Genomic DNA, 19,088 nt, shown 5'->3' with positions numbered 1-19,088 from the left:
ACAATGCACACGCAACAAGAGATCACGCAGCTACTGACGGAAGCGCAGCAGGGGAGCAGTGAGGCACTGAACCACCTGCTGCCGATTGTGTACGATGAGCTTCAACGAATAGCGCATCTGCAGCTTCGCCACGAGCGCCGCGACCACACGCTGAACACCGTGGCGTTGGTGCACGAGGCATATCTGAAACTGGTGGATCAAAACGTGCAATGGCAGAATCGTGCGCACTTTTTTGCGGTGGCATCAATCGCCATGCGGCGCGTGTTGGTAAGCTACGCCCGCGCGCGCCAGCGGCTGAAACGGGGGAATGGAGCCGAGCGCGTCCCCATCGAATCCGTTGAACACCTGATAAGCGATGACACTGCCACCACCATCCTGCAGTTGGACCAGGCATTGACGCAGCTTTCGGCAGTGAACCAACGCGCTGCTCGTGTGGTGGAATGCCGGTTCTTCGGTGGACTATCTATCGAGGAAACAGCGGAAGCCTTGGAGGTTTCCCCCATTACGGTAAAACGCGATTGGACGCTTGCAAAGGCGTGGCTTCGGCGCGAAATCGAAGGGTGAAAATTTTTTTTGTGAGGCCATGATCCTTTTTCTAGGGTAACGGCGCGTATGGAGTTAAAGGCTACTGCAACGCTCTTCCAAGCAGTTGAAAAAAACGGAAGCAGCACTGCGGCAGCAATCACAACTACACAACCGCTAACCGATGGAGAACGCCATGAATCTGAAGATCACACTTGTACCGACAGTGCTTCTGCTGGCCGCTGCGTTGTTCAGCAGCAGCCCTGCACCGCAAGCCACTACCAACATCACGACAACCAGCAGCACAGTCACAATGCCCTCTGGCTGTGATATCACCATCAAGGCCAGCAACAGCGGCTCGCGCAATTTATTTGTGGTTCTGGAACGCTCCGAAGTCCGCAGCAAGCAATTGGTTGCTGGGCCTTGGTCGTCGCTGGACCACAAATGCCCGCGCGACGAAATGCATGTTGGTCCCCACACCGAAAATCTGCTAAGCACCACGTGCGAACTGGACCTAACCTGCAATCTGCCGCGGCAGTACAAGTTCTTGATTCAAGAGAAGAACGACGGCAGGGTGATAAACACCGCATGGGTGTACTTCCCAAGCGATAATTCTTGGACCGCAAGCAACACGCGGACAATCAACTTAGGGGATGTTAGCCGGCACTTCTAAGCCGTCGTGGAACGCGAACAGCGGAATCCCTACTGAGAGAGCAGCCCGGTGGCCGGCGTAGAATGGCCACACCCATCAACAAAAAAAAGAGAGGAAGCCTGGTGTTGCCGGGCTTCCTCTCTTTCTGCTTCTGTGCCGGCCATGCTACGAATGCAGCGTCACCACATACCGGCACTCCGCCAAGCGGGTGATAACCACCGTTTTCCCATTCCACGTCCGTTGGTCGTTGCGGAATCGGGTCAGCGTCACCGTCCCTTTCCCAATCAGCGATTTCAGTTTGAACGGATCCAGCGTAGCGAACCCGACATCCTGGACGTACTCCTGCAAAGTGGTGTCGGGGGCAACCCAGGTGATAAGCACCCCTCCGCTCCCATTTGTTGGCGGCCGCCACGCCAGCCGCAGCGTCGTGTCGGCACGGATGAAGTTATCGGTGGTGAAGGGGCCTATCGTGTCAATCGGGTCCACCATGATTGCGGGGAAACGCGCTGTGTCGCCGGTAAGGGTATCCACAAACACCCACGTGTTGGGACCATAAATTGTGGCATCGCCATTGTTCAACCGAAGCGTGTCGCTGGTGCGGTAGCGCGCAAGCGGGATGTTGTTCAGCAGCACTTTCCCGGGCAATGGTGTTCCGGTGAACTGCCCATAAAAGGATCGGGAAATGGAGGTAAGCGTGGTGTCGCCAACTTTGGTGGTGGTTTGCCCAACGCTTAACCCGCTGATTGCCTGGTAATCACCTTTTGGGGTGTTGCTGGGGACCAGCAGATTGAACGCAATATCCCCGGGAATCCCCGGGGCAATAGGCGGATGACCACCACAACCGGAGAATATCCAGAGGGAAAAAGCAAAAAGGAGAGCAGATGCTGACCATTTGTACGTGTGTTTCATGCTGCCTGTTGAACGATAAAAGTCTGCTGTGGGGAAGGCCGATTGCCAATAAATACCCGACCAGCCCAATTGTTACGCCGTTCACCTGAACCGATTCTTCAACGCGAAGTGTTCATTTTCTCACCACCAACCGTTTGCTTGTTCCGGCGATTGCCCTAAGTTAGGGAAAGAAGAAAGGACAGGGGCGCAAGGGGAACGAATCGCCATGATTTGGCAGTGGGTGTGGCCAACATCTTGCCCCCAAAACGGTGGATAACTACGTGGAAAAGTTGTTGAAAGAAAAGTGTTTGTGGTGATTGGCAAACCCCGTAAGATTGCCGCGCCAACAAACAGAATGGCTCGTTGCTTCCCCCCGACGCAACGGGCTGCCGCAACGCACTGCTCGGTTCTTCACACGTCGCAGAACAACATCGCAAGTCTGGGTTCAACAAGCCGCTCGTGACAAACGCAGGAGGAATTCTTAACGAAGGGAACGCCCCAGAGTATCCGCTGGACCGGATGCTGAATGGTGGGCGTGGCCGCCAGAAGATCGTGCCGATGGGCGCGACTCCGGACCGTATCCCTCCGCATTCCAACGAGGCCGAAATGGCGGTGTTGGGGGCGATGATGCTGGAGAAAGATGCCGCCGCAAAGGCGATGCAGATCCTGAGCAAGGACCATTTCTACCGCGAAACCCATCGCCTGATCTACGAGGCGATGATCTCCCTTGCCGATCGCAACCAGCCGATTGATATCATCACCCTGAACGACGAGCTTCGGCGGCTTGGGCGGCTTAGCGATGTTGGCGGATCGCACTACCTTTCCGAACTCAACCGCCGCACCCCTTCGGCGGCCAATGTTGAGCACCACGCCCGTATCGTGTTCGAACGCGCGCTGAAACGGATGCTGATTAGCGCGGCCAATGGAATCTTAGAAAACTGCTACACCGAATCCACCGACGCGTTCGAGGAGCTTGACCACGCCGAACAGAAGATGTTCGAGATTGGTGAAAGCCGCAGCACCCGCAGCTACCAATCCATGAAACGATTGGCGGTGGAGACGGTGGAGATGCTGGAAGCAATCGCCCACCGCCACCGCGACGGGAATGGAGTGATTGGCGTGCCGACCGGATTGGTGAAGCTGGACAACCTGCTGGGCGGATTCCAACGGAGCGATCTTGTGATCCTGGCAGCGCGCCCCTCGATGGGAAAAACAGCGCTGGCCATGTCAATCGCCCGCAACGCGGCGGTGGATTACAAAAAGGCCGTTGCCTTCTTCTCGCTGGAAATGGCTGCCCCACAATTGGTGATGCGTTTGATTGCTGCCGAAGCCAAAATAGATGCATCGCTTCTCCGCAAAGGGGATTTGAAAGATGAGCACTGGCAGTCCATCGCCAGCACCATCCACCGGCTGACCGATGCCCCGATTTTTATTGATGACACCCCGGCAATGGGGATCATGGAGCTGCGCGCACGCTGCCGCCAGATGAAACGGGAACACAACATCGAGATGGTGATGGTGGATTACTTGCAGCTGATGCACGCCGCCAAAGCCGAAAGCCGCGAGCGGGAAATCTCCGTGATCTCCCGTGGGTTGAAGCAGTTGGCAAAGGAGCTGAACATCCCGGTCATCGCCCTTTCGCAGCTGAACCGCTCGGTGGAATCGCGCAGCGACAAGCGGCCAATGCTGAGCGACCTTCGCGAATCGGGGTCCATCGAGCAGGACGCGGACGTTGTGATGTTTGTCCACCGCCCGGAATACTACGGCATCACCGTTGATGAAGAAGGGCGGCCAACCAACGGCATTGCCGAGGTGATTATCGGCAAGCAGCGTAACGGCCCCACGGGTATCACCCAAACGGCGTTTATCAAGGAGTTCGCGCGCTTCGAAAATCTGGCATTCCAGTACGACGACGCGCCGGCCTACTTGCCCCCCGCAAGCGACGAGCAACCGTTCTAACCAGCAGCCAGAACGGGCGACTTTTTGACGAGCTTCGATTAGCAGGTTCCGATTTCCATCACGCATCAAGCAACTCCGTATGCCATTCTCCGACGACATCGAGCAGGTCCTTGATTTTCTTGACCAAGCCGCCGGCAAAGGGCTGCGGAAGCGGAATGATATGGGGACGTTGCTGCAACAAGCCATCATCTTGGACGCTCCGGACCAGATGAACCTTGTCATTTTTGAAGGCCGCCAGCTGCACAACCTCTATTCCACGCTCCGCAAATCTGCCGTTGGCCAGGAAGGATACCAGACGATGCAGCGCGAGTTCGCCGCAACCGCCGAACGCCTTCGCGGAGCAATTGCTCAGCTGCTTGTTGAAGCACCGGATGACCAGGTGGAGCGGTTCAACACCCAGTACTATGCCATGACACAGGGAAGCCTTCGGAACCTTGTTGACTTGGCCCATGATCTTGGCGTGTTCAAAGGGGTGCAGAACGAGCGGAAGTACGGCGGCGAAGGGCAAGAAGAGCCAGCGGACAGATAGCAAGCAACAGTCAATAAAATAAACAGGGGGATGCCGGAAATTTTCCGGCATCCCCCTGTTAGTTAATGAACGGTTGCTCGCGTAGCCCGGGGTAACTTCCTTACAACGACTCCAAAAATGCAATCAGTGCGTCACGGTCGGTGCGGGGTAGCTGCTGGACGTAATTGCGCGATGCTTCGGCTTCGCCACCGTGCCACAGGATTGCTTCCATCAGGTCGCGGGCGCGGCCATCGTGCAGGAAGAACGTGTGGCCGTTGACAATGCGGGTCAGCCCGATTCCCCACAACGGCTGCGTTCTCCATTCCCGCCCATTGGCAAGGTAGTCGGGGCGATTATCGGCAAGCCCTTCCCCCATGTCGTGCAGCAGAAGGTCCGTGTATGGGTGAATCGTTTGGTTGGAAAGATAGGGGGCATTGGGAGCAATGCCGGTCTGCAGCGTTTCAACATGGCAGCGGTTGCAGCTGGCTGCGCGGAACACCACCTGGCCCCGCTGCACCTGCGGATTGTTCAAGCTGCGGCGGGCCGGAACGGCAAGGGTTGCGGTGTAGTGGGCGGCTGCTTTCAGCGTTTGCTCATCAACTTCAGGATCATCACTGGTGGTGTCGCATTGGGGTTGGCCGTGGCAGGTCTCCAGCGGGAACATCGTGCTGGTGATTCCCATATCGTTGTTGTAGGCGGCGGCGGCTTGTTGCAGCAAACTTGGCGTGTTGGCCTTCCAGCCGAATCGCCCAATCGCTTGCTTCCCTTCCTTCACATCCCACACGTAGTTCGCCCGCCCGCTGATTCCATCGCCATCGTGGTCGGCTTCGTCGGCATTGGCAAGCAGTGCCGATTCGGGAACGGCCTCCAGCAATCCCAAGCCAACCACTGGTGGGGCAATCCGTGGGGAGATCATCATTCCAGCGGGGGTAGGGCGGTAGGAGGATTCCACAACGTACCGAGGTTCGCGCAGAGTGTAGCTTTGGCCGTCGGCAAAGGTCCCTTGCCGCTCGATGTACGTTGTGCTGATTGTCCCTTCGGCAGGAATCCCGAACACACTGCGGTTTTGCAGTTGCCCCCCAAATCCCGGAACCGGATTCGGGCCTCCATCGCTATCGGTGCCGGGGATGCTGATGCGGAAAAGCATCGAGCTGAAATTTTCGCCGGCGTATGGCGGGCGTCCGCGCCCGTCGCGGGCGTGGCAGCTGATGCAGGAAGTGTTGTTATACACCGGCCCCAAGCCAGCATTAACGCTGGCCGGGGCCGTGACAAACGTTGCCTCGAACGCTGCATCCCCTTCGGCATGAAGGTTGAACGCCTCGCCATCAAGGTTGGGAGCGGGGAAGGAGAACGCTGCGCTGGATGCGTTCATGATGGTCATCTCGCCACCGGAACGCGCATCGTCGGCAGAGGGTGGCGTTGGCTCGGTTGTGGAATCGCCGTTGCATCCGGCCACCAACGCCAAGCCAAGCAGGGCAATTGCTGTAATGGAATAGCGAGATATCATCATGGCAAATAGAGGTTATGGTAGAAGTGTTGCGGTGACTTCGCCCTCGAACGTTGCTTGCAGCTTAAGGACGGCGGCTTGGGCTGCGGTGACGGACGCTTTGTTGTTGAAAATCGCCTCCCCAAACGACGGCTGCATTGCGCCAATCGCCGCGATTGCTGCGTCAATTTCGGCGCGAACGCGAGCGTCCAACGTGCTGTTTTTTGCGGCCACTAACTGGCTAACCCCTTTGCCGCTGTTGGCTCCGTAGGTTCCCAAGTACAGGTTCTTCACGCTGCGGATGTTGTCCTGGAAATCGGCGTTGGAGTTGTTGCTAAACTGCGATTCCTCCCGCGTCCGGTCCTGCAGCGTAAGTGGGTCGTTGATTTTCCCGTTGGCCACCTCATCGCAGATGCCGGCCATTCCCCCAACGATATCCTCCAGCGCGCTCCGCTGCGAGGTGTAGATGGTGCTGGTGCCGCCGGCATTGGCAAATTGGGCGGCAAAGTTGTCGCCGGATGCTTCCCACGATTGGCGCAGCTGGGCCGTTGCGGCCTTAAAACTTTGCGTGACCGCCACCAAGTACTCAATCTCACGCGGGGTCATTGCCGATGCCGGCTTTGTGGCGTTGGTTCCAAAGATCAGATACTCGATGGTGTGGAAGCCTTTTTGGGTCCCTTCCAAGCCGTCAATGTACTCCTTCGTAAGGGTGGCACTGCTGGCAAGGACAGCGTCCAAATCGGTTTTGTTGACTGGCCAGCTATCAATGCTTGGGTCAATGCCTTTGGTGTCAACCGGGCCAAACAGGAACCCTTCGCTTTGCTCCCACGGGCGGCGTGCATCGCGCCAGGCTTGGCGTGCGGCCTCCAGTTTTGCATCGGTGATGCCGGTCTGCAGTGCGGCAACTGCGTCGGCAAGTGTTTGGGCTTTTTGGTCCAGCTCAACGTAGGTGGGCAGGATCACTTTGTAGGCAAGGTCGTTCAGGATCGCTGTGGTTGTTTGTGCGTCGGTATCCACTGGTTCGGTTGTGGAATCGCTGCAAGCAACAATGGTGGCTGCCAGCAAGGCGGCAGCAAATGGAATGCGGAATCGGTAGTTCATATCGGTTATTGGTTATTTGGTCAGTTGATGCAATGCTTGGGAAGAATCTTAAAACTCCATCCCCATTCCCAGCCCGAACGTTTGCTCGATGTTATCGGTGGGAATGCCCAGTGTGCGATTTGTGAAATCGGCTTTGAAGGTAAGGTTGTGGTTCAGGCGGTAGTTCAGCCCCACGGTCCACACGTTCCGCTCCCATCGTGGATTGTCGAAAATCCCTTCGGCAACGCCGTGCATGGTGTCGTAGTACTCATACCGCCCAAACAGGCGAAGCGCGGACCTATCCCCTTCCTCACCATGCTCCTCCTCTTCCTGCTTTGCGGCGACTTCTTCCTTCGGCTCTTCGGGGGGGGCGTTCTTTGATGGAGTGTACAACCAGGGGAGGATATCATATCCTGCTTCAGCGTACCAGCCAAACGCTGCGCTGCCAACGGGGGAACGTTTCACATTAAGGTTGTTGGAAAGATTCCGGTTGGCTTTGGAGACCGCGCCAGAGTTTTCCAACGAGCCATAGAGTGCCATGGCGCGGGCAAGGAATGGGCCTTCCTCTATGGTTCCGTGCAGTTCGCCAATGGCTACGTGGGCGGGAACCGTCAGGTCCGGTTTGGGGCGGTTATCGGCGCTGTTGCCAAAGTATCCGCTGGCCCCCACGGAACCCCCATCGCTGAGTTGGTAATCAACCCGCCCCGCCACCGCCATGTTCTCGGCATTAATCATCTCAAACTTCCCTTGATGCCCGCGCACAATCCAGCTTGCGGAACTAAATCCGGTGGCATCAAGGCCATTAATTAATTGCGCACGATACCGCAGCCCGCTCCATTGGCCAAACACTTCGATTCCGGTTTCATGCCACGTTGCCGGGATGATGTTGAATTCCATCTCCGAGCGTGCAACGGTGAAGTAATCGCCCGGCTCGTACGCGGAATTCGTTAGCCCAATAGGGACGTAAAAATGCCCAACGCGCAGGTTGAACTCCGGCACAAACTCAAGCACCGCCGCAAGTTTCTCCACCACAACTTCTCCCCCTTTCTCAATCTCTTGTTCGTACTCGCCGAACTCCTCCAGCTTATCAAACTCCATGGTGCTTCCCGTTCCGCCGTGTTCAAACTCAATCTCCGCCTCCAGCTTGATTCGGTCGCTTATGCGGTACTCTGGCTCGATAGCAAATCGTTCAACATCAACGGCCGCACGGCGTGCAGGGTCGGTATCCCACCAGAACTTGTAGTAGTTGATAATGCCATATCCCTCAACCGAAAAGCGGTCAAGTTGCGCAGTTGCTGGTTGGGCAAGGAAACTGATGCTTGCCACAAGCACCAGAAGAAGGGGTTGCCGACGATAATGGGAAGGAAGGGAGGACATACAGCCGTTGTTTGCAGTCAATTGGTTGGATCAAGGAGCCACAAACTTACGTAGCTGCTAATCTAAACTAAGTCCAAAAATGTAATAGTTTCTTATTTGAACTTAATCCAAGTAAGGTGATGACTATATTTGCCGCCGATTCAACAATCAGCGATTTCCTGCACAGCCCAGATGCCCGTATTCTCCTTCCGCCCAAAACGTTCCGCAGTGGCCACCCATTTGGTTGGGTGTTTGCTGCTTTGCCTGTTTGGCGTGCAAGCCGCCGCCCAAACTACCAACGGGGTTCGGGGTGTTGTTGTTGACGAACAGGGTGTTCCGCTCCCTTTCTGCACGGTTCGATTGGTTGGTCAGCAGAAAGGGAGCGACCACCACACCACCACCACCACAAACGGAGAGTTTGCTTTTGCTGCTGTCGAGGCTGGCGGCTACGTGCTGTTGGCAACGCGGGTTGGGTTCTATCCTGAAACTCTTTCTGTCACCATCCCCCCACCAGCCACAGCACAGCCAGTCCGAATTGTGCTTCGGGAGCAATCGTTAGCCACAAGCGAGGTTGTGGTGACGGCTACCCGCTCGGTTCGTGAACTATCCACGTCGCCAACTTCTGCGACAGTTGTCACCGCACGTGAGATGCGTTCGCAAGGGGCACGGCTGCTCGGCGAGGTGCTTGCCGAGCAGCCCGGTCTGGCCATCATCAACGACCACGGGCAAGGGGTTCAGATGCAAGGGTTGGACCCGGCCTACACTTTAATCCTGATTGATGGCGAGCCTGCCGTGGGGCGTACCTCGGGGGCAATAGACCTTGACCGCTTTATGGTCGGCGACCTGGAAAGGGTGGAAATCGTGAAAGGTCCCTTCAGTTCGCTGTATGGCAGCGAGGCACTGGCCGGGGTGATCAACCTTATTTCTCGGAAGCCGGGCCGTGTTCCGCAGCTGTCGGGGGTGGCGGAGTATGGGACCAATGGTCGGCGGAATATCACGCTGAACGCCGAAGGAAAAGTCGGTGAGGTGGGGCTGCGATTTTTTGGCGGGTATCTTGGCTCCGATGGCTATGATTTGAACCCATCCACCCTGTCGCCAACGGTTGCTCCATTCAATAATTACTCCATTTCCGCGCTGGCCGCGCTCCCCCTTTCTTCTGCGTTCGACCTTTCCATCAGCGGAAAATTTTCTGCCGAACGAAGCCGCAGCCAGGCCAATTTGGTGTTCGGCACCGATACGGTGTTGTTTGATGACCGAGGCGACTTGGAAGACTTCAACGTTTCCGGAAAAATCGGATATGCTGTTAGCTCTACCGTCCGGCTGCAAGGCAGCGTCTACGCCACCCGCTACGCAACCGAAAGCACCCTTACTTCCCCAACCGATACCGCTTTTGCGAACTACTACCGCAGCATCTTCGACCAAGGGCTAACGAAAGGGGAGCTTGTTGGCGAGTGGTCCCCAAGCGAGGAACATTATCTGACCGTGGGCGGCGGGGCGGCTGCCGAATCGGTTGAAGCCGAGCGGGTTGCAGGGGGAACCCGTACCGCAACCAACATCCATCTATTAGCCCAGCACCAGTGGCAGCCCAACGCCGATTTCGGGCTTGTGGCCGGCCTTCGGTTCGACTCCCACAGCGACTACGCCGCACGCCTTAGCCCGCGGCTTTCGCTTCTCTATAAGCCCATTGATTGGGGAACGATTCGCCTTTCCGCCGGAAGCGGTTTCAAGGCTCCAACGTTCCAACAACTCTATCTCGATTTCACGAACCCTGCTGTTGGATACAGCGTGTTCGGTGCGGTAGGATTACTGGAAGCGGTCGAGCGTCTGCGCGATGGAGGGGAAATTCAACGAATGCTGCGCGACGTGGAAGGCAACGCAGTGCTTCGCCCAGAAAGCTCTCTCTCGTTCGGCATGGGGTTTCAGGCAGTGCCCCATTCCGCTCTGCGCCTGACGCTTGACCTCTTCCATAATCGTATCCATGACCTTATCGAGGCAACGGCGTTTGCCGTGAAAACTAATGGCCAGAATGCGTTCAGCTACTTCAATCTGGAGCAAGTGGTGACGCAAGGGGCCACCGCCGAAGCCCGTTGGGAACCGCTCCCCGGGTTGGCACTTTCCGCTTCCTACCAGCTTCTGGACTGTTTCAGCGTGGAGGAGCAGGAGAGCATTAAGCGTGGGGAGATTCAAAAAGTGGGGTCAAGCGGGCGGATTCGTGCCGTGCAAATGGTGGAGTATGGCGGGCTGTTTAATCGCTCGCCGCACAGCGGCACGCTGCGCCTTAGCTACAACGATACCGCCACCGGTATCGAGGCCACGTTCCGCGGGACCCTTCGCGGCCGCTACGGCTATGCCGATGCCAACAGCAACGGGGTGCTGGATGATGATGTCGAGTATCACGCTGGCTACACGCTCTGGAATTGCTCGGTCAGCAAGCAGTTCGGCCAGTTCTTGACGCTGTTTGCCGTTGCCGATAACCTGCTGGATTTCACCGACCCTCAGCTTCCCGAACTCCCCGGAAGGCTGCTTGGCTTGGGTGTCCGCGTGGAGTTCCGATAAGGAAAATTCATCGAACCATATCACAATCAAATTTCCAACCAACAGAGCCACAGGAGAGGCTCATCTCATGACCGTTACTCGCTACCTTTCGTCCGCGCTTCTTGTTGCTGCCATTGGCCTTGCCTCGTGCAGCGACGACGCAGTTGTTGAACCAACGCCTGCCCCAACCCAGGTCTCAACCATCGCCAAGGATATTCCTGGCGACACCGCCAACACTGGCCACTACACCTTCTACCGCCTTAGCGATAGCAGCATTGTTGCTTTGTCCGACTCGGCAACCACCAAGTGGGATATCGCCTTCCGTGGCACTTCAATCATCCTGAATGGCGGAAGCAGCGGGCCGGGCGCAGCCGTTGGGCAGATGTTGACGGGCGTTGATTTCGACACGCTGAGCATGGCCCCGGAAGCTGGCTACAGTGCCGATGCCGTTGGTGCGCCAGCGGTGGGCAAAACCTGGTACTCCTACGATCCCGCCACGCACCTTATCTCCATCATTCCTGGCAAAGTCATCGTGCTGAAAACTGCCGATGGCAAGTATGCAAAACTGCAAGTGCTGGGCTACTACAAGGGCGCGCCGGCCGCGCCAAAAGCTGAGGACCCAGCCCGCTTCTTCACCTTCAAATACGTGATCCAAACAGATGGATCAAGGAAGCTGAAATAATGGCCGGAATGCTCAATCGCCCCCTTGCTTGGATGTTGCTGGTTGCGCTGGCACTTGGCAGCGCGGCCTGCCAACAACAGGAAGCCGGGGAGGGGGCAGCAGCCGATAGCGTGGCAAAAAAAGAACGGATCATCACCCTGGGCGGTCCGGTGACGGAGGTGGTTTATGCGCTTGGCGCGGGGGACTTGGTGATTGCTACCGACATCAGCAGCACGTGGCCGCCACAGGTGGCATCGCTGAAAAAAATTGGCTACCAGCGGACGATCTCTGCCGAGAATATCATCGCGCTGCAGCCAACGCTGATCCTTGCCTCGGCAGAAGCCGGGCCGCCGGCAGCAATCGAGCAGTTGCGGGCATCGGGGATTCGGATTGAGGTGATACCGTCGGAGCACTCCATTGCTGGCGCAAAGCAGAAGATTGACGCGGTGGCAAAGATTCTGGGGCTTCAGAAAGCCGCAACAATCCTGCGCGACACGCTTGATCGGTATTCCGCCGCCGCCGATTCCTTGCAGCGATTAGCCACAAGCGGAACGCCCGCAAACATCTTATTTATCTACGCCCGCGGGGCCGGCGCATTGCAGGCCTCTGGGACCGGAACCGCTGCCAGTGCAATGCTTGCTGCGGCGGGCTTGCGCAACGTGGTGACGGAGTACAGCGGGTACAAACCGCTAACCCCCGAAGCAATCGTTGCGGCCAATCCCGACGTGGTCCTGATGACCACAAGCGGGCTGCAAAGCGTTGGCGGAAAGGAAGGGCTGATACGTGCGGTCCCCGCCATTGCCCAAAGCAAGGCCGGGCGCACCGCCCGCGTTGTTGCCATGGACGATGAGCTTCTGTTGGGCTTTGGTCCCCGCTCGGGCCAAGCAATTCTGGAGTTGCGGCGCAAGATTGACTCGGCGCAAGCAACGCAACCTTCAACCACTGCTGGCCTGTGAACCGTTCAATTGCGATCCCCACCCGCCGTGCTTCCGGGCGGGTCCAGGGGCGGCTGGCAACGCCCCGCGTTTTAACCATCGGATTGGTGGCGTTGCTTGCCGTGGCGGTGATTGCCTCGGTTGGCATCGGCGCGGTCGGGATTTCGCCGGCGCAGGTGGTTGCCATTCTGCTTCGGCAGCTGGGCCTTGACCTGGGGGTCAGCTTCGGTGTGGATCAATCGGGGGTGTTGCTGGGGGTTCGGCTGCCGCGTGTGCTGTTGGGGGTGCTTGTTGGCGGCGCGCTTGGTGGCGCGGGTGCGGCAATGCAAGGGCTGTTCCGCAATCCCCTTGCCGACCCCGGCTTGATTGGGGTCAGCAGTGGGGCCGCGCTGGGGGCGGTGCTTTGCATCGTGCTTGGCCATGCAATCTTCCCCACGCTGTTGGATCAATTCGGGATGTACGCGATTCCGATTGCTGCGTTTGTTGGCGGGCTTTTGGCAACGGTGGTGGTCTATCAAATCTCCGCACGCGGCGGGGTCCGAAGCGTCGGGTCCATGCTCCTTGCCGGGATTGCGGTGAACGCCCTGGCCGGCGCGGCAATCGGCCTTTGCACCTACGTTGCCACCGATGCCCAGCTGCGCAACCTCACTTTCTGGAGCCTGGGAAGCCTTGCCGGAGGAACATGGCAGACGCTGGCGGCCGTTGCCCCTCCGGTGTTGTTGGCGTTGCTTCTGCTGCCGCGCTTTGCCCGCCAACTGAATATGCTGGCGTTGGGGGAAGGGGAGGCTGCCCATCTTGGGGTTTCCATCAACCTGCTGAAATGGCGGGTGACGGGGCTTTGTGCGTTGGCGGTTGGGGCTGCGGTTTCCATGGCCGGATTGATCGGATTTATTCCGTTGATCGCGCCCCACCTTGTGCGGCTGACCATCGGTCCGGACCACCGCCATTTGATCCCTTGCTCAACCTTGCTTGGCGCGGGGTTGCTGGTTGCGGCGGACCTTTGCTCGCGCACGGTTGTTGCCCCCGCCGAGCTTCCGATTGGCATCATTACCGCCATTGTTGGCGCGCCGTTCTTCTTGTGGTTGCTGATGCGTGAGCAACGGCTAATCCAGTAATCGCCAGCGGCAGAACAGCATCAACACCGAATATCCATTTGCGCATCTGCGAACCGCTAAAAACCAATGGCACTGCAAGCACGAACAATCACCGTTGAACGCTCCGGACGGCGCCTGCTGGACTCCGTCTCCCTTTCCATCGGCTGGGGAGAAGTGGTGGCGGTGATTGGCCCGAACGGGGCCGGGAAATCAACATTGCTGAAGACGCTAAGCGGCACGCTTCGCCCAACCAGCGGAACGGCAACATTTGCCGGGCGCCAGATGTGGGAGCTTTCCCCAGCCGAGCGCGCACGGGCGATTGGAGTGCTGCCGCAGGAGTCATCGCTGGCGTTGCCGTTTACCGCACTGGAGGTGGTAAGCATTGGATGCGACGCTGGCGGCGCGCGCGGGGCCAAGTCCCAGCAGATTGCGCGGCAAGCGTTGGCCGAAGCAGATGTTGAACATCTATCCGAACGAATCTACACCACCCTTTCCGGTGGCGAGCGGCAGCGGGTTCACCTTGCCCGGGTGCTGGCCCAGTTGTGGGATTCGCGCAACCGCGAACGCTACTTCCTGTTCGATGAACCCACCAGCAGCCTGGACCTTGCCCACCAGCATCAGATGCTGAGCTTGGCGCGTGGATGCGCTGCCGAAGGGGCGGGGGTGCTTGTGATCCTCCATGATTTGAACCTTGCCGCCCAGTATGCGGACCGGGTCGCGTTGCTGCATCGGGGGAAGCTGATTGCCGAAGGCTTGCCCAATCAAGTGTTGATCCCCGATGTGTTGGATGCGGCGTTCGATGTCACCACGTGCGTCTTCCGCCACCCGGGGCTTCCGTGCCCGCTGATTGGCGCGTTCGACAAACGGAGCGTGGTTGCCCCCAACCTTCCGGTAGAAATAGAATAACGGGAACGCCAGTATGCCAGAAGATCACGAGCAAAGCTCACGGTTGATTGCTGCCAGCGCGGTTGGCTCGGTGTGTTGGTGCCGTTGCTGCCGGACCTTCCGTTGCCTTCTTCCCGAGACCACGCTCCGCTTTGCGCCCACGGCATTCTTTGCCTTCCGGCACGTGGTGCGCCAAGTCTCGTCCGATTTGTACTGGTGGATACGCGAGGGGAAGGAGGAACCGAGCTTTGTCACCATGCGCGTTGGTGCCACACTGCTGAAGCTATCCCCAACCGAGCTTTCGGACCTGCACAACTTGGTGGAGCGAGTCTGCGCCGAATCGCTTCTGCATCATCCCGAATCGTGGCCAGACTATCTGCTGAATTAAATCTGCTGAACTAAAAAGAACGAACGACACCGATACCGAATCTGCATGAATTACACCGGACCAAAAGTTCGCCTTTCGCGGCAGTTGGGGCTTGCACTAACGCCGAAGGCTGCAAAAATCATGGAACGCAAGCCGCATCCGCCAGGGCAACATGGCAACGCAAAGCGGCGCACAAAGAAAAGCGATTACGCCTTGCAGTTGCTGGAAAAGCAACGCCTGCGGTTCCAATACAACATCAGCGAACGCCAGCTGCGGAACTACTACATGAAGGCTTCGCGCCGAACCGGAAACACCGGGGAACTGATGGTGCAAGCATTGGAGCAACGGCTGGATGCGTTGGTCCTGCGGGCCGGGTTTGCCCGAAGCATCTACGCTGCGCGCCAGTACGTCACCCACGGGCATTTTACAGTGAACGGGCGCCCGGTGAACCTTCCGGCCTACTCCGTGCGCCCTGGGGATGTGATTGCCGTGCGCCCACGTAGCCGCAAGATTGAATGCTTGCGCCACGGGTTCGGCATTGCTGTGTTGCCCCAGTACCTGCAAGTCTCACAATCTGAGCTGTCGGTGCAGCTTCTGCGCACGCCGATGCGCGACGAAATTCCCGTGATCTGCGACGTCACGCTGGTGGTGGAATACTATTCCCGCTAAGGCATATCGCCATGACCCCACCAGGCGAAATAGATCTTTTGAACAGAACTCAACACAACCTTCCACAAGGAACACGATAATGACCGAGACCGCAACCGCAAGCCCAACCACAACCGAGCAGCTTGCCGAACTCCGCGCCGCTTGGGACGCGCTGCGCCAACAGCAACCAACCCTTCGTATCCGCGATGCTGCGCACCAATTGGGCGTAAGCGAAGCCGAATTGCTGGCCACCGGCTGTGGCCACACTGTGCAACGGCTGCAGGCCGATTGGGGGGAATTCCTGCCGAAGGTGGAATCCTTAGGCGAGGTGATGGCCCTTACCCGCAACGCCCACGCCGTCCACGAAAAAATCGGAACCTACCATGATGTCTCTGTCAACGGAGGGGTCGGGCTGGTGGTGGACCGCAACATTGATCTTCGGCTATTCTTCCGGCAATGGAAGTACGGCTTTGCTGTCAGCGAAGATGGAAAAGGGGGACCGCGCCGCAGCCTGCAGTTCTTTGATAGCTACGGCCAGGCGGTCCACAAGGTCTATCTGCGCGAGGCCTCGAACGCCAGCGCGTACGATGAGCTTGTGAGCCAGTACCGCAGCCAGGATCAATCGGGATTGCTAGATGTCGCGCCCGGATCCGCCGCCGCTGCGGACCTTCCCGATGAGGAAATTGACTTTGCGGGATTGCATGCCGAATGGCGCGCAATGGAGGACACGCACCAGTTCTACGGAATGCTCCGCAAGTACAACGTTGGCCGCGTGCAAGCGCTCCGCACCGCCCCTTCTGACCTTGCGCGCCCGGTGGCCCTTGACGCAATCCACCGTGCGTTGGTGATGGCCTCGCAGGAAAATCTTGGTATCATGGTTTTTGTGAACAGCCCTGGCGTGGTGCAGATCCATTCCGGCCCGGTGGAGCGGATTGTGGTGACGGGGGATTGGGTGAACGTGCTGGACCCGGGGTTCAACTTGCACCTTCGCCAGCCGGCAATCGCATCGGCTTGGGTGGTCCGCAAGCCAACGGTGGATGGCATTGTCACCTCAATCGAGGTGTTCGACGAAGCGGGGGAAACAATCGCCATCATGTTCGGCGAACGGAAGCCAGGCAAGCCGGAGTTGGAAGGATGGCGGGCGATTGTCAGCCAGTTGGAAGCGGAAAGCGACGCAGCCTAACCCTGCGTATCGTTGCTCAGAAAATATGCCCCCGGCCTCCTCTTTTTTAAGAGGGCCGGGGGCGTATATTTGAAGCCTTCCGCAGGTGTGCGTGGCTGCTGGTTTTTTCCGTTGCTGGCCATTGGGGCATCTGCATTCTATCAATCAACAAGCAACCATGAAGCGAACCATCCCGATTGCATTGCTGGCGCTGTGTGCTGCTGGCGTTGCGCAAGCGCAGCAGCCGGCCATGCCCGACACAGCAAGGGTGCGGCTGGACACCTTGAAAACGTACCGCCTGGGCGAAGTCATCGTCCGTGGTGAACATGATGCCACGGTTGGAAGCACGACGGTTCAGCGGATTGCCGCCGCAAAAATCATTGCCAGCGACGCGCCCACGGCGGACCGTTTGGCCCCGATCATGCCGGCCACGCGAATCCAAACCAACTCTCGCGGCGAAGCAATCCTCTACATGCGGAACGCAGGGGAACGCCAAACCGCAATTTTTCTGGATGGCGCGTTAATCAACATCCCGTGGGATAACCGGCTGGACATGAGCCTGATCCCAATGAACAGCATCGGCGGCGTGACGATGTCGAAAGGGGTGGCCTCGGTGCTGTATGGATCGAACATCTTGGGAGGCGCGGTTGAGTTCGTTTCGCAAGAACTTTCGGCCCCCGGGTTCCTTACTGATGTCTCCCTTGCCGGGGGGGATCATGGCTACTACTCGGTGAACGCGATGCACACGGGGAACCTTGGGAAGGTGAATTACATTGCTTCGGCCAACATCATGCGCCGCGATGCCCTTTCCTTCCCTGATAGCTCGGTGTTCCAGGTGGATGGCGAGACTCCATTCCTGTACAACCAAGCAAACGCCGATGGCAGAACGAACACCGATTCGCGCATCGTGAATGCGTACCTGCGTGGGGAGTTGAAATTGGCGGAGAACGCCTCAATCGGATTGTCCGGCTCGCTGATTGACGGAAGCAAAGGGGTTGCCCCAGAAGGCCACGTTTCCGATGCGCGTTTTTGGCGATATCCAGATTGGCGCAACTTGTCGGTGGTGCTGAACGGCGATGCCCAATTCGGGGGGGATAACCAGTGGGATTTGCGCGGGGCAATCTGGACAACATCATTTGCCCAAACCATTGACCAGTACGACGACGCAACCTACACCACACGCAATAAAAGCCAGGAAGATGAGGACCTGACCCTGGGAAGCCGCGTGGTGGTTGGATACACCATCGGCGATGGCGATGCAAGAATCACGGCGGCAATCAACGCGCTGCAATCCAAACACGACCAGCGGGACAACGATGTTGATTCCACCGGCACAGTAATCCCGGCACCAACCGCGGAGTACAAGCAGCAGAACGTTAGTGGCGGATTGGAGGCCCAGATTCGGATCACGCCCGAACTGCAAGGCACGGTTGGCGTTGGCTACGACAGGCTGAGCACACCGCTCACGGGCGACAAGCCAGCACGCGACCCGTTCAGCGATTGGAGCGGAACGGTGGGCGTTTCATGGAAGCTCAGCAACGAAGTCACGGCGCGTGCATCGGCGGGCCGCCGCACCCGGTTCCCAACCATGCGCGAGTTGTTCGGCGAGGCCTTGCGCCGGTTCCTGGTGAACCCCGATCTGAAGCCGGAGGATGCCGTGTTGTTCGACGCTGGCCTTGAGGGGGCGGGCGATGCCGGAACGTGGGCCATCACCGCATTCGGCAGCAACGTCAGCAACACCATTGACCAGCGGAACATTGACACGTTGGGGGGGCGCAAACGGCAGCGGATCAACTTGCCAGGAAGCAACACCTACGGCGCGGAACTGGTGGGGACGCTGAACATCCTGCAGCCGCTCCATCTGGATGGGCATTTCACCTACATGCACACCCGCGCCACCGTCAAGGGAAGCGATGGGGCCGACTCCACATCCTACTTGTCCGAGAAACCGGAGTACGTTGGGACGGTGGCGGTGTCGTACAACTTCCCCTTCGGGCTTATCCCCGCGGTGGAGCTGCAACTGACCGGCGAGGCTTTCACGCTCAATGATGAAAACCGGTTCGTCTCGCTTGGTTCTTCGGCAGTGCTGAATGCTCGGCTGGCGTACCAGATGGTGATCCCAGGGATCGAAGGGGTCTCCACCCTGTTTGTTCGCATGAACAACATTGCCAACACGGCGGTGCTTCCGCAACTTGGATTGCCCGCACCCGGGCGCGAGTTTCAGGCGGGCCTGCGTGCTTCGTTTTAGTTGGTTGTAGAGTGCCGAAAAAAAAGAGCGAAGGCATCGGAGGGATATTCCTTCCGATGCCTTCGCTGTTCATTGATAGGCTGCTGATTGATAAAGCCCGAA

17 protein-coding genes are annotated in these 19,088 nt (G+C 58.2%); 13 read left to right on the top strand and 4 right to left on the bottom strand.

Features of this window, described 5'->3' with window-relative positions; genetic code table 11:
• Nucleotides 1-3: 3 nt before the first annotated feature.
• Nucleotides 4-564 carry a sigma-70 family RNA polymerase sigma factor gene (locus tag IPM61_04100; protein MBK8910491.1) on the top strand — a complete coding sequence of 187 codons (561 nt, stop codon included), beginning with the start codon at nt 4-6 and terminating at the stop codon, nt 562-564.
• Nucleotides 565-706: 142 nt separating this feature from the next.
• Entirely contained in the window at nt 707-1,195 is a 489-nt protein-coding gene (locus tag IPM61_04095) for a hypothetical protein (protein MBK8910490.1), read from the top strand.
• Between the two features lie 144 nt (nt 1,196-1,339).
• On the opposite strand, the gene IPM61_04090 is transcribed toward IPM61_04095, so the two are convergent.
• A complete protein-coding gene (locus tag IPM61_04090) occupies nt 1,340-2,083 on the bottom strand; it encodes a hypothetical protein (protein MBK8910489.1) in 744 nt (247 codons plus the stop codon).
• Between the two features lie 438 nt (nt 2,084-2,521).
• Here IPM61_04090 and dnaB point away from each other — a divergent pair, with 438 nt between their 5' ends.
• The gene (gene dnaB, locus IPM61_04085) at nt 2,522-4,021 is read left to right on the top strand and encodes a replicative DNA helicase (protein ID MBK8910488.1); all 1,500 of its coding nucleotides are present in this window, start codon (nt 2,522-2,524) and stop codon (nt 4,019-4,021) included.
• 79 nt (nt 4,022-4,100) lie between these two features.
• On the top strand, nt 4,101-4,550 hold the full coding sequence (locus IPM61_04080) for a hypothetical protein (GenBank protein ID MBK8910487.1): 450 nt from the start codon (nt 4,101-4,103) through the stop codon (nt 4,548-4,550).
• Nucleotides 4,551-4,650: 100 nt separating this feature from the next.
• On the opposite strand, the gene IPM61_04075 is transcribed toward IPM61_04080, so the two are convergent.
• From IPM61_04075 to IPM61_04065, 3 genes are read right to left on the bottom strand one after another with little or no spacing between them, the layout of a single operon-like run.
• Nucleotides 4,651-6,036, bottom strand: a complete 1,386-nt coding sequence (locus IPM61_04075; GenBank protein ID MBK8910486.1) for a c-type cytochrome — start codon at nt 6,034-6,036, stop codon at nt 4,651-4,653.
• A 15-nt stretch (nt 6,037-6,051) separates the two neighbouring features.
• Entirely contained in the window at nt 6,052-7,116 is a 1,065-nt protein-coding gene (locus tag IPM61_04070; GenBank protein ID MBK8910485.1) for an imelysin, read from the bottom strand.
• Between the two features lie 48 nt (nt 7,117-7,164).
• On the bottom strand, nt 7,165-8,472 hold the full coding sequence (locus IPM61_04065) for an autotransporter outer membrane beta-barrel domain-containing protein (protein ID MBK8910484.1): 1,308 nt from the start codon (nt 8,470-8,472) through the stop codon (nt 7,165-7,167).
• A 171-nt stretch (nt 8,473-8,643) separates the two neighbouring features.
• Between IPM61_04065 and IPM61_04060 the strand changes: the two genes are divergently transcribed.
• The 9 genes from IPM61_04060 to IPM61_04020 all read left to right on the top strand — a co-directional run bounded on the left by IPM61_04060 (nt 8,644) and on the right by IPM61_04020 (nt 18,986).
• Nucleotides 8,644-11,007, top strand: coding sequence for a TonB-dependent receptor (locus tag IPM61_04060; GenBank protein ID MBK8910483.1), 2,364 nt, complete (start codon nt 8,644-8,646; stop codon nt 11,005-11,007).
• A gap of 67 nt (nt 11,008-11,074) precedes the next feature.
• Nucleotides 11,075-11,668: an HmuY family protein gene (locus IPM61_04055; protein ID MBK8910482.1), complete on the top strand. Its 594-nt coding sequence runs from the start codon at nt 11,075-11,077 to the stop codon at nt 11,666-11,668.
• The gene (locus tag IPM61_04050) at nt 11,668-12,603 is read left to right on the top strand and encodes an ABC transporter substrate-binding protein (protein MBK8910481.1); all 936 of its coding nucleotides are present in this window, start codon (nt 11,668-11,670) and stop codon (nt 12,601-12,603) included. The genes IPM61_04055 and IPM61_04050 overlap by 1 nt, the downstream gene beginning before the upstream one ends.
• Complete coding sequence (locus tag IPM61_04045) at nt 12,600-13,697, top strand: iron ABC transporter permease (GenBank protein ID MBK8910480.1); 1,098 nt, start codon at nt 12,600-12,602, stop codon at nt 13,695-13,697. The genes IPM61_04050 and IPM61_04045 overlap by 4 nt, the downstream gene beginning before the upstream one ends.
• A gap of 66 nt (nt 13,698-13,763) precedes the next feature.
• A complete protein-coding gene (locus IPM61_04040) occupies nt 13,764-14,582 on the top strand; it encodes a heme ABC transporter ATP-binding protein (protein MBK8910479.1) in 819 nt (272 codons plus the stop codon).
• Between the two features lie 13 nt (nt 14,583-14,595).
• The gene (locus tag IPM61_04035; protein ID MBK8910478.1) at nt 14,596-14,949 is read left to right on the top strand and encodes a hypothetical protein; all 354 of its coding nucleotides are present in this window, start codon (nt 14,596-14,598) and stop codon (nt 14,947-14,949) included.
• A 45-nt stretch (nt 14,950-14,994) separates the two neighbouring features.
• Complete coding sequence (rpsD, locus tag IPM61_04030; GenBank protein ID MBK8910477.1) at nt 14,995-15,597, top strand: 30S ribosomal protein S4; 603 nt, start codon at nt 14,995-14,997, stop codon at nt 15,595-15,597.
• Nucleotides 15,598-15,676: 79 nt separating this feature from the next.
• Nucleotides 15,677-16,759: a hemin-degrading factor gene (locus tag IPM61_04025; protein MBK8910476.1), complete on the top strand. Its 1,083-nt coding sequence runs from the start codon at nt 15,677-15,679 to the stop codon at nt 16,757-16,759.
• Between the two features lie 157 nt (nt 16,760-16,916).
• Entirely contained in the window at nt 16,917-18,986 is a 2,070-nt protein-coding gene (locus IPM61_04020; GenBank protein ID MBK8910475.1) for a TonB-dependent receptor, read from the top strand.
• Nucleotides 18,987-19,088: the final 102 nt, after the last annotated feature.

The organism is Chlorobiota bacterium (assembly GCA_016710285.1).
Lineage (GTDB): Bacteria > Bacteroidota > Ignavibacteria > OLB7 > OLB7 > OLB7.
This window is presented reverse-complemented; position numbering and strand designations above follow the sequence as displayed.

Excerpts from the sequence above, each read along its gene's own strand:
- IPM61_04040 (MBK8910479.1), top strand. The coding sequence starts at position 13,764 with ATGGCACTGCAAGCACGAACAATCACCGTTGAACGCTCCGGACGGCGC.
- rpsD (MBK8910477.1), top strand. The coding sequence starts at position 14,995 with ATGAATTACACCGGACCAAAAGTTCGCCTTTCGCGGCAGTTGGGGCTT.
- IPM61_04080 (MBK8910487.1), top strand. The coding sequence starts at position 4,101 with ATGCCATTCTCCGACGACATCGAGCAGGTCCTTGATTTTCTTGACCAA.
- IPM61_04090 (MBK8910489.1), bottom strand. The coding sequence starts at position 2,083 with ATGAAACACACGTACAAATGGTCAGCATCTGCTCTCCTTTTTGCTTTT.
- IPM61_04020 (MBK8910475.1), top strand. The coding sequence starts at position 16,917 with ATGAAGCGAACCATCCCGATTGCATTGCTGGCGCTGTGTGCTGCTGGC.
- IPM61_04075 (MBK8910486.1), bottom strand. The coding sequence starts at position 6,036 with ATGATATCTCGCTATTCCATTACAGCAATTGCCCTGCTTGGCTTGGCG.
- IPM61_04025 (MBK8910476.1), top strand. The coding sequence starts at position 15,677 with ATGACCGAGACCGCAACCGCAAGCCCAACCACAACCGAGCAGCTTGCC.
- IPM61_04055 (MBK8910482.1), top strand. The coding sequence starts at position 11,075 with ATGACCGTTACTCGCTACCTTTCGTCCGCGCTTCTTGTTGCTGCCATT.
- IPM61_04065 (MBK8910484.1), bottom strand. The coding sequence starts at position 8,472 with ATGTCCTCCCTTCCTTCCCATTATCGTCGGCAACCCCTTCTTCTGGTG.
- IPM61_04050 (MBK8910481.1), top strand. The coding sequence starts at position 11,668 with ATGGCCGGAATGCTCAATCGCCCCCTTGCTTGGATGTTGCTGGTTGCG.
- IPM61_04095 (MBK8910490.1), top strand. The coding sequence starts at position 707 with ATGGAGAACGCCATGAATCTGAAGATCACACTTGTACCGACAGTGCTT.
- IPM61_04070 (MBK8910485.1), bottom strand. The coding sequence starts at position 7,116 with ATGAACTACCGATTCCGCATTCCATTTGCTGCCGCCTTGCTGGCAGCC.
- IPM61_04035 (MBK8910478.1), top strand. The coding sequence starts at position 14,596 with ATGCCAGAAGATCACGAGCAAAGCTCACGGTTGATTGCTGCCAGCGCG.
- IPM61_04100 (MBK8910491.1), top strand. The coding sequence starts at position 4 with ATGCACACGCAACAAGAGATCACGCAGCTACTGACGGAAGCGCAGCAG.
- IPM61_04060 (MBK8910483.1), top strand. The coding sequence starts at position 8,644 with ATGCCCGTATTCTCCTTCCGCCCAAAACGTTCCGCAGTGGCCACCCAT.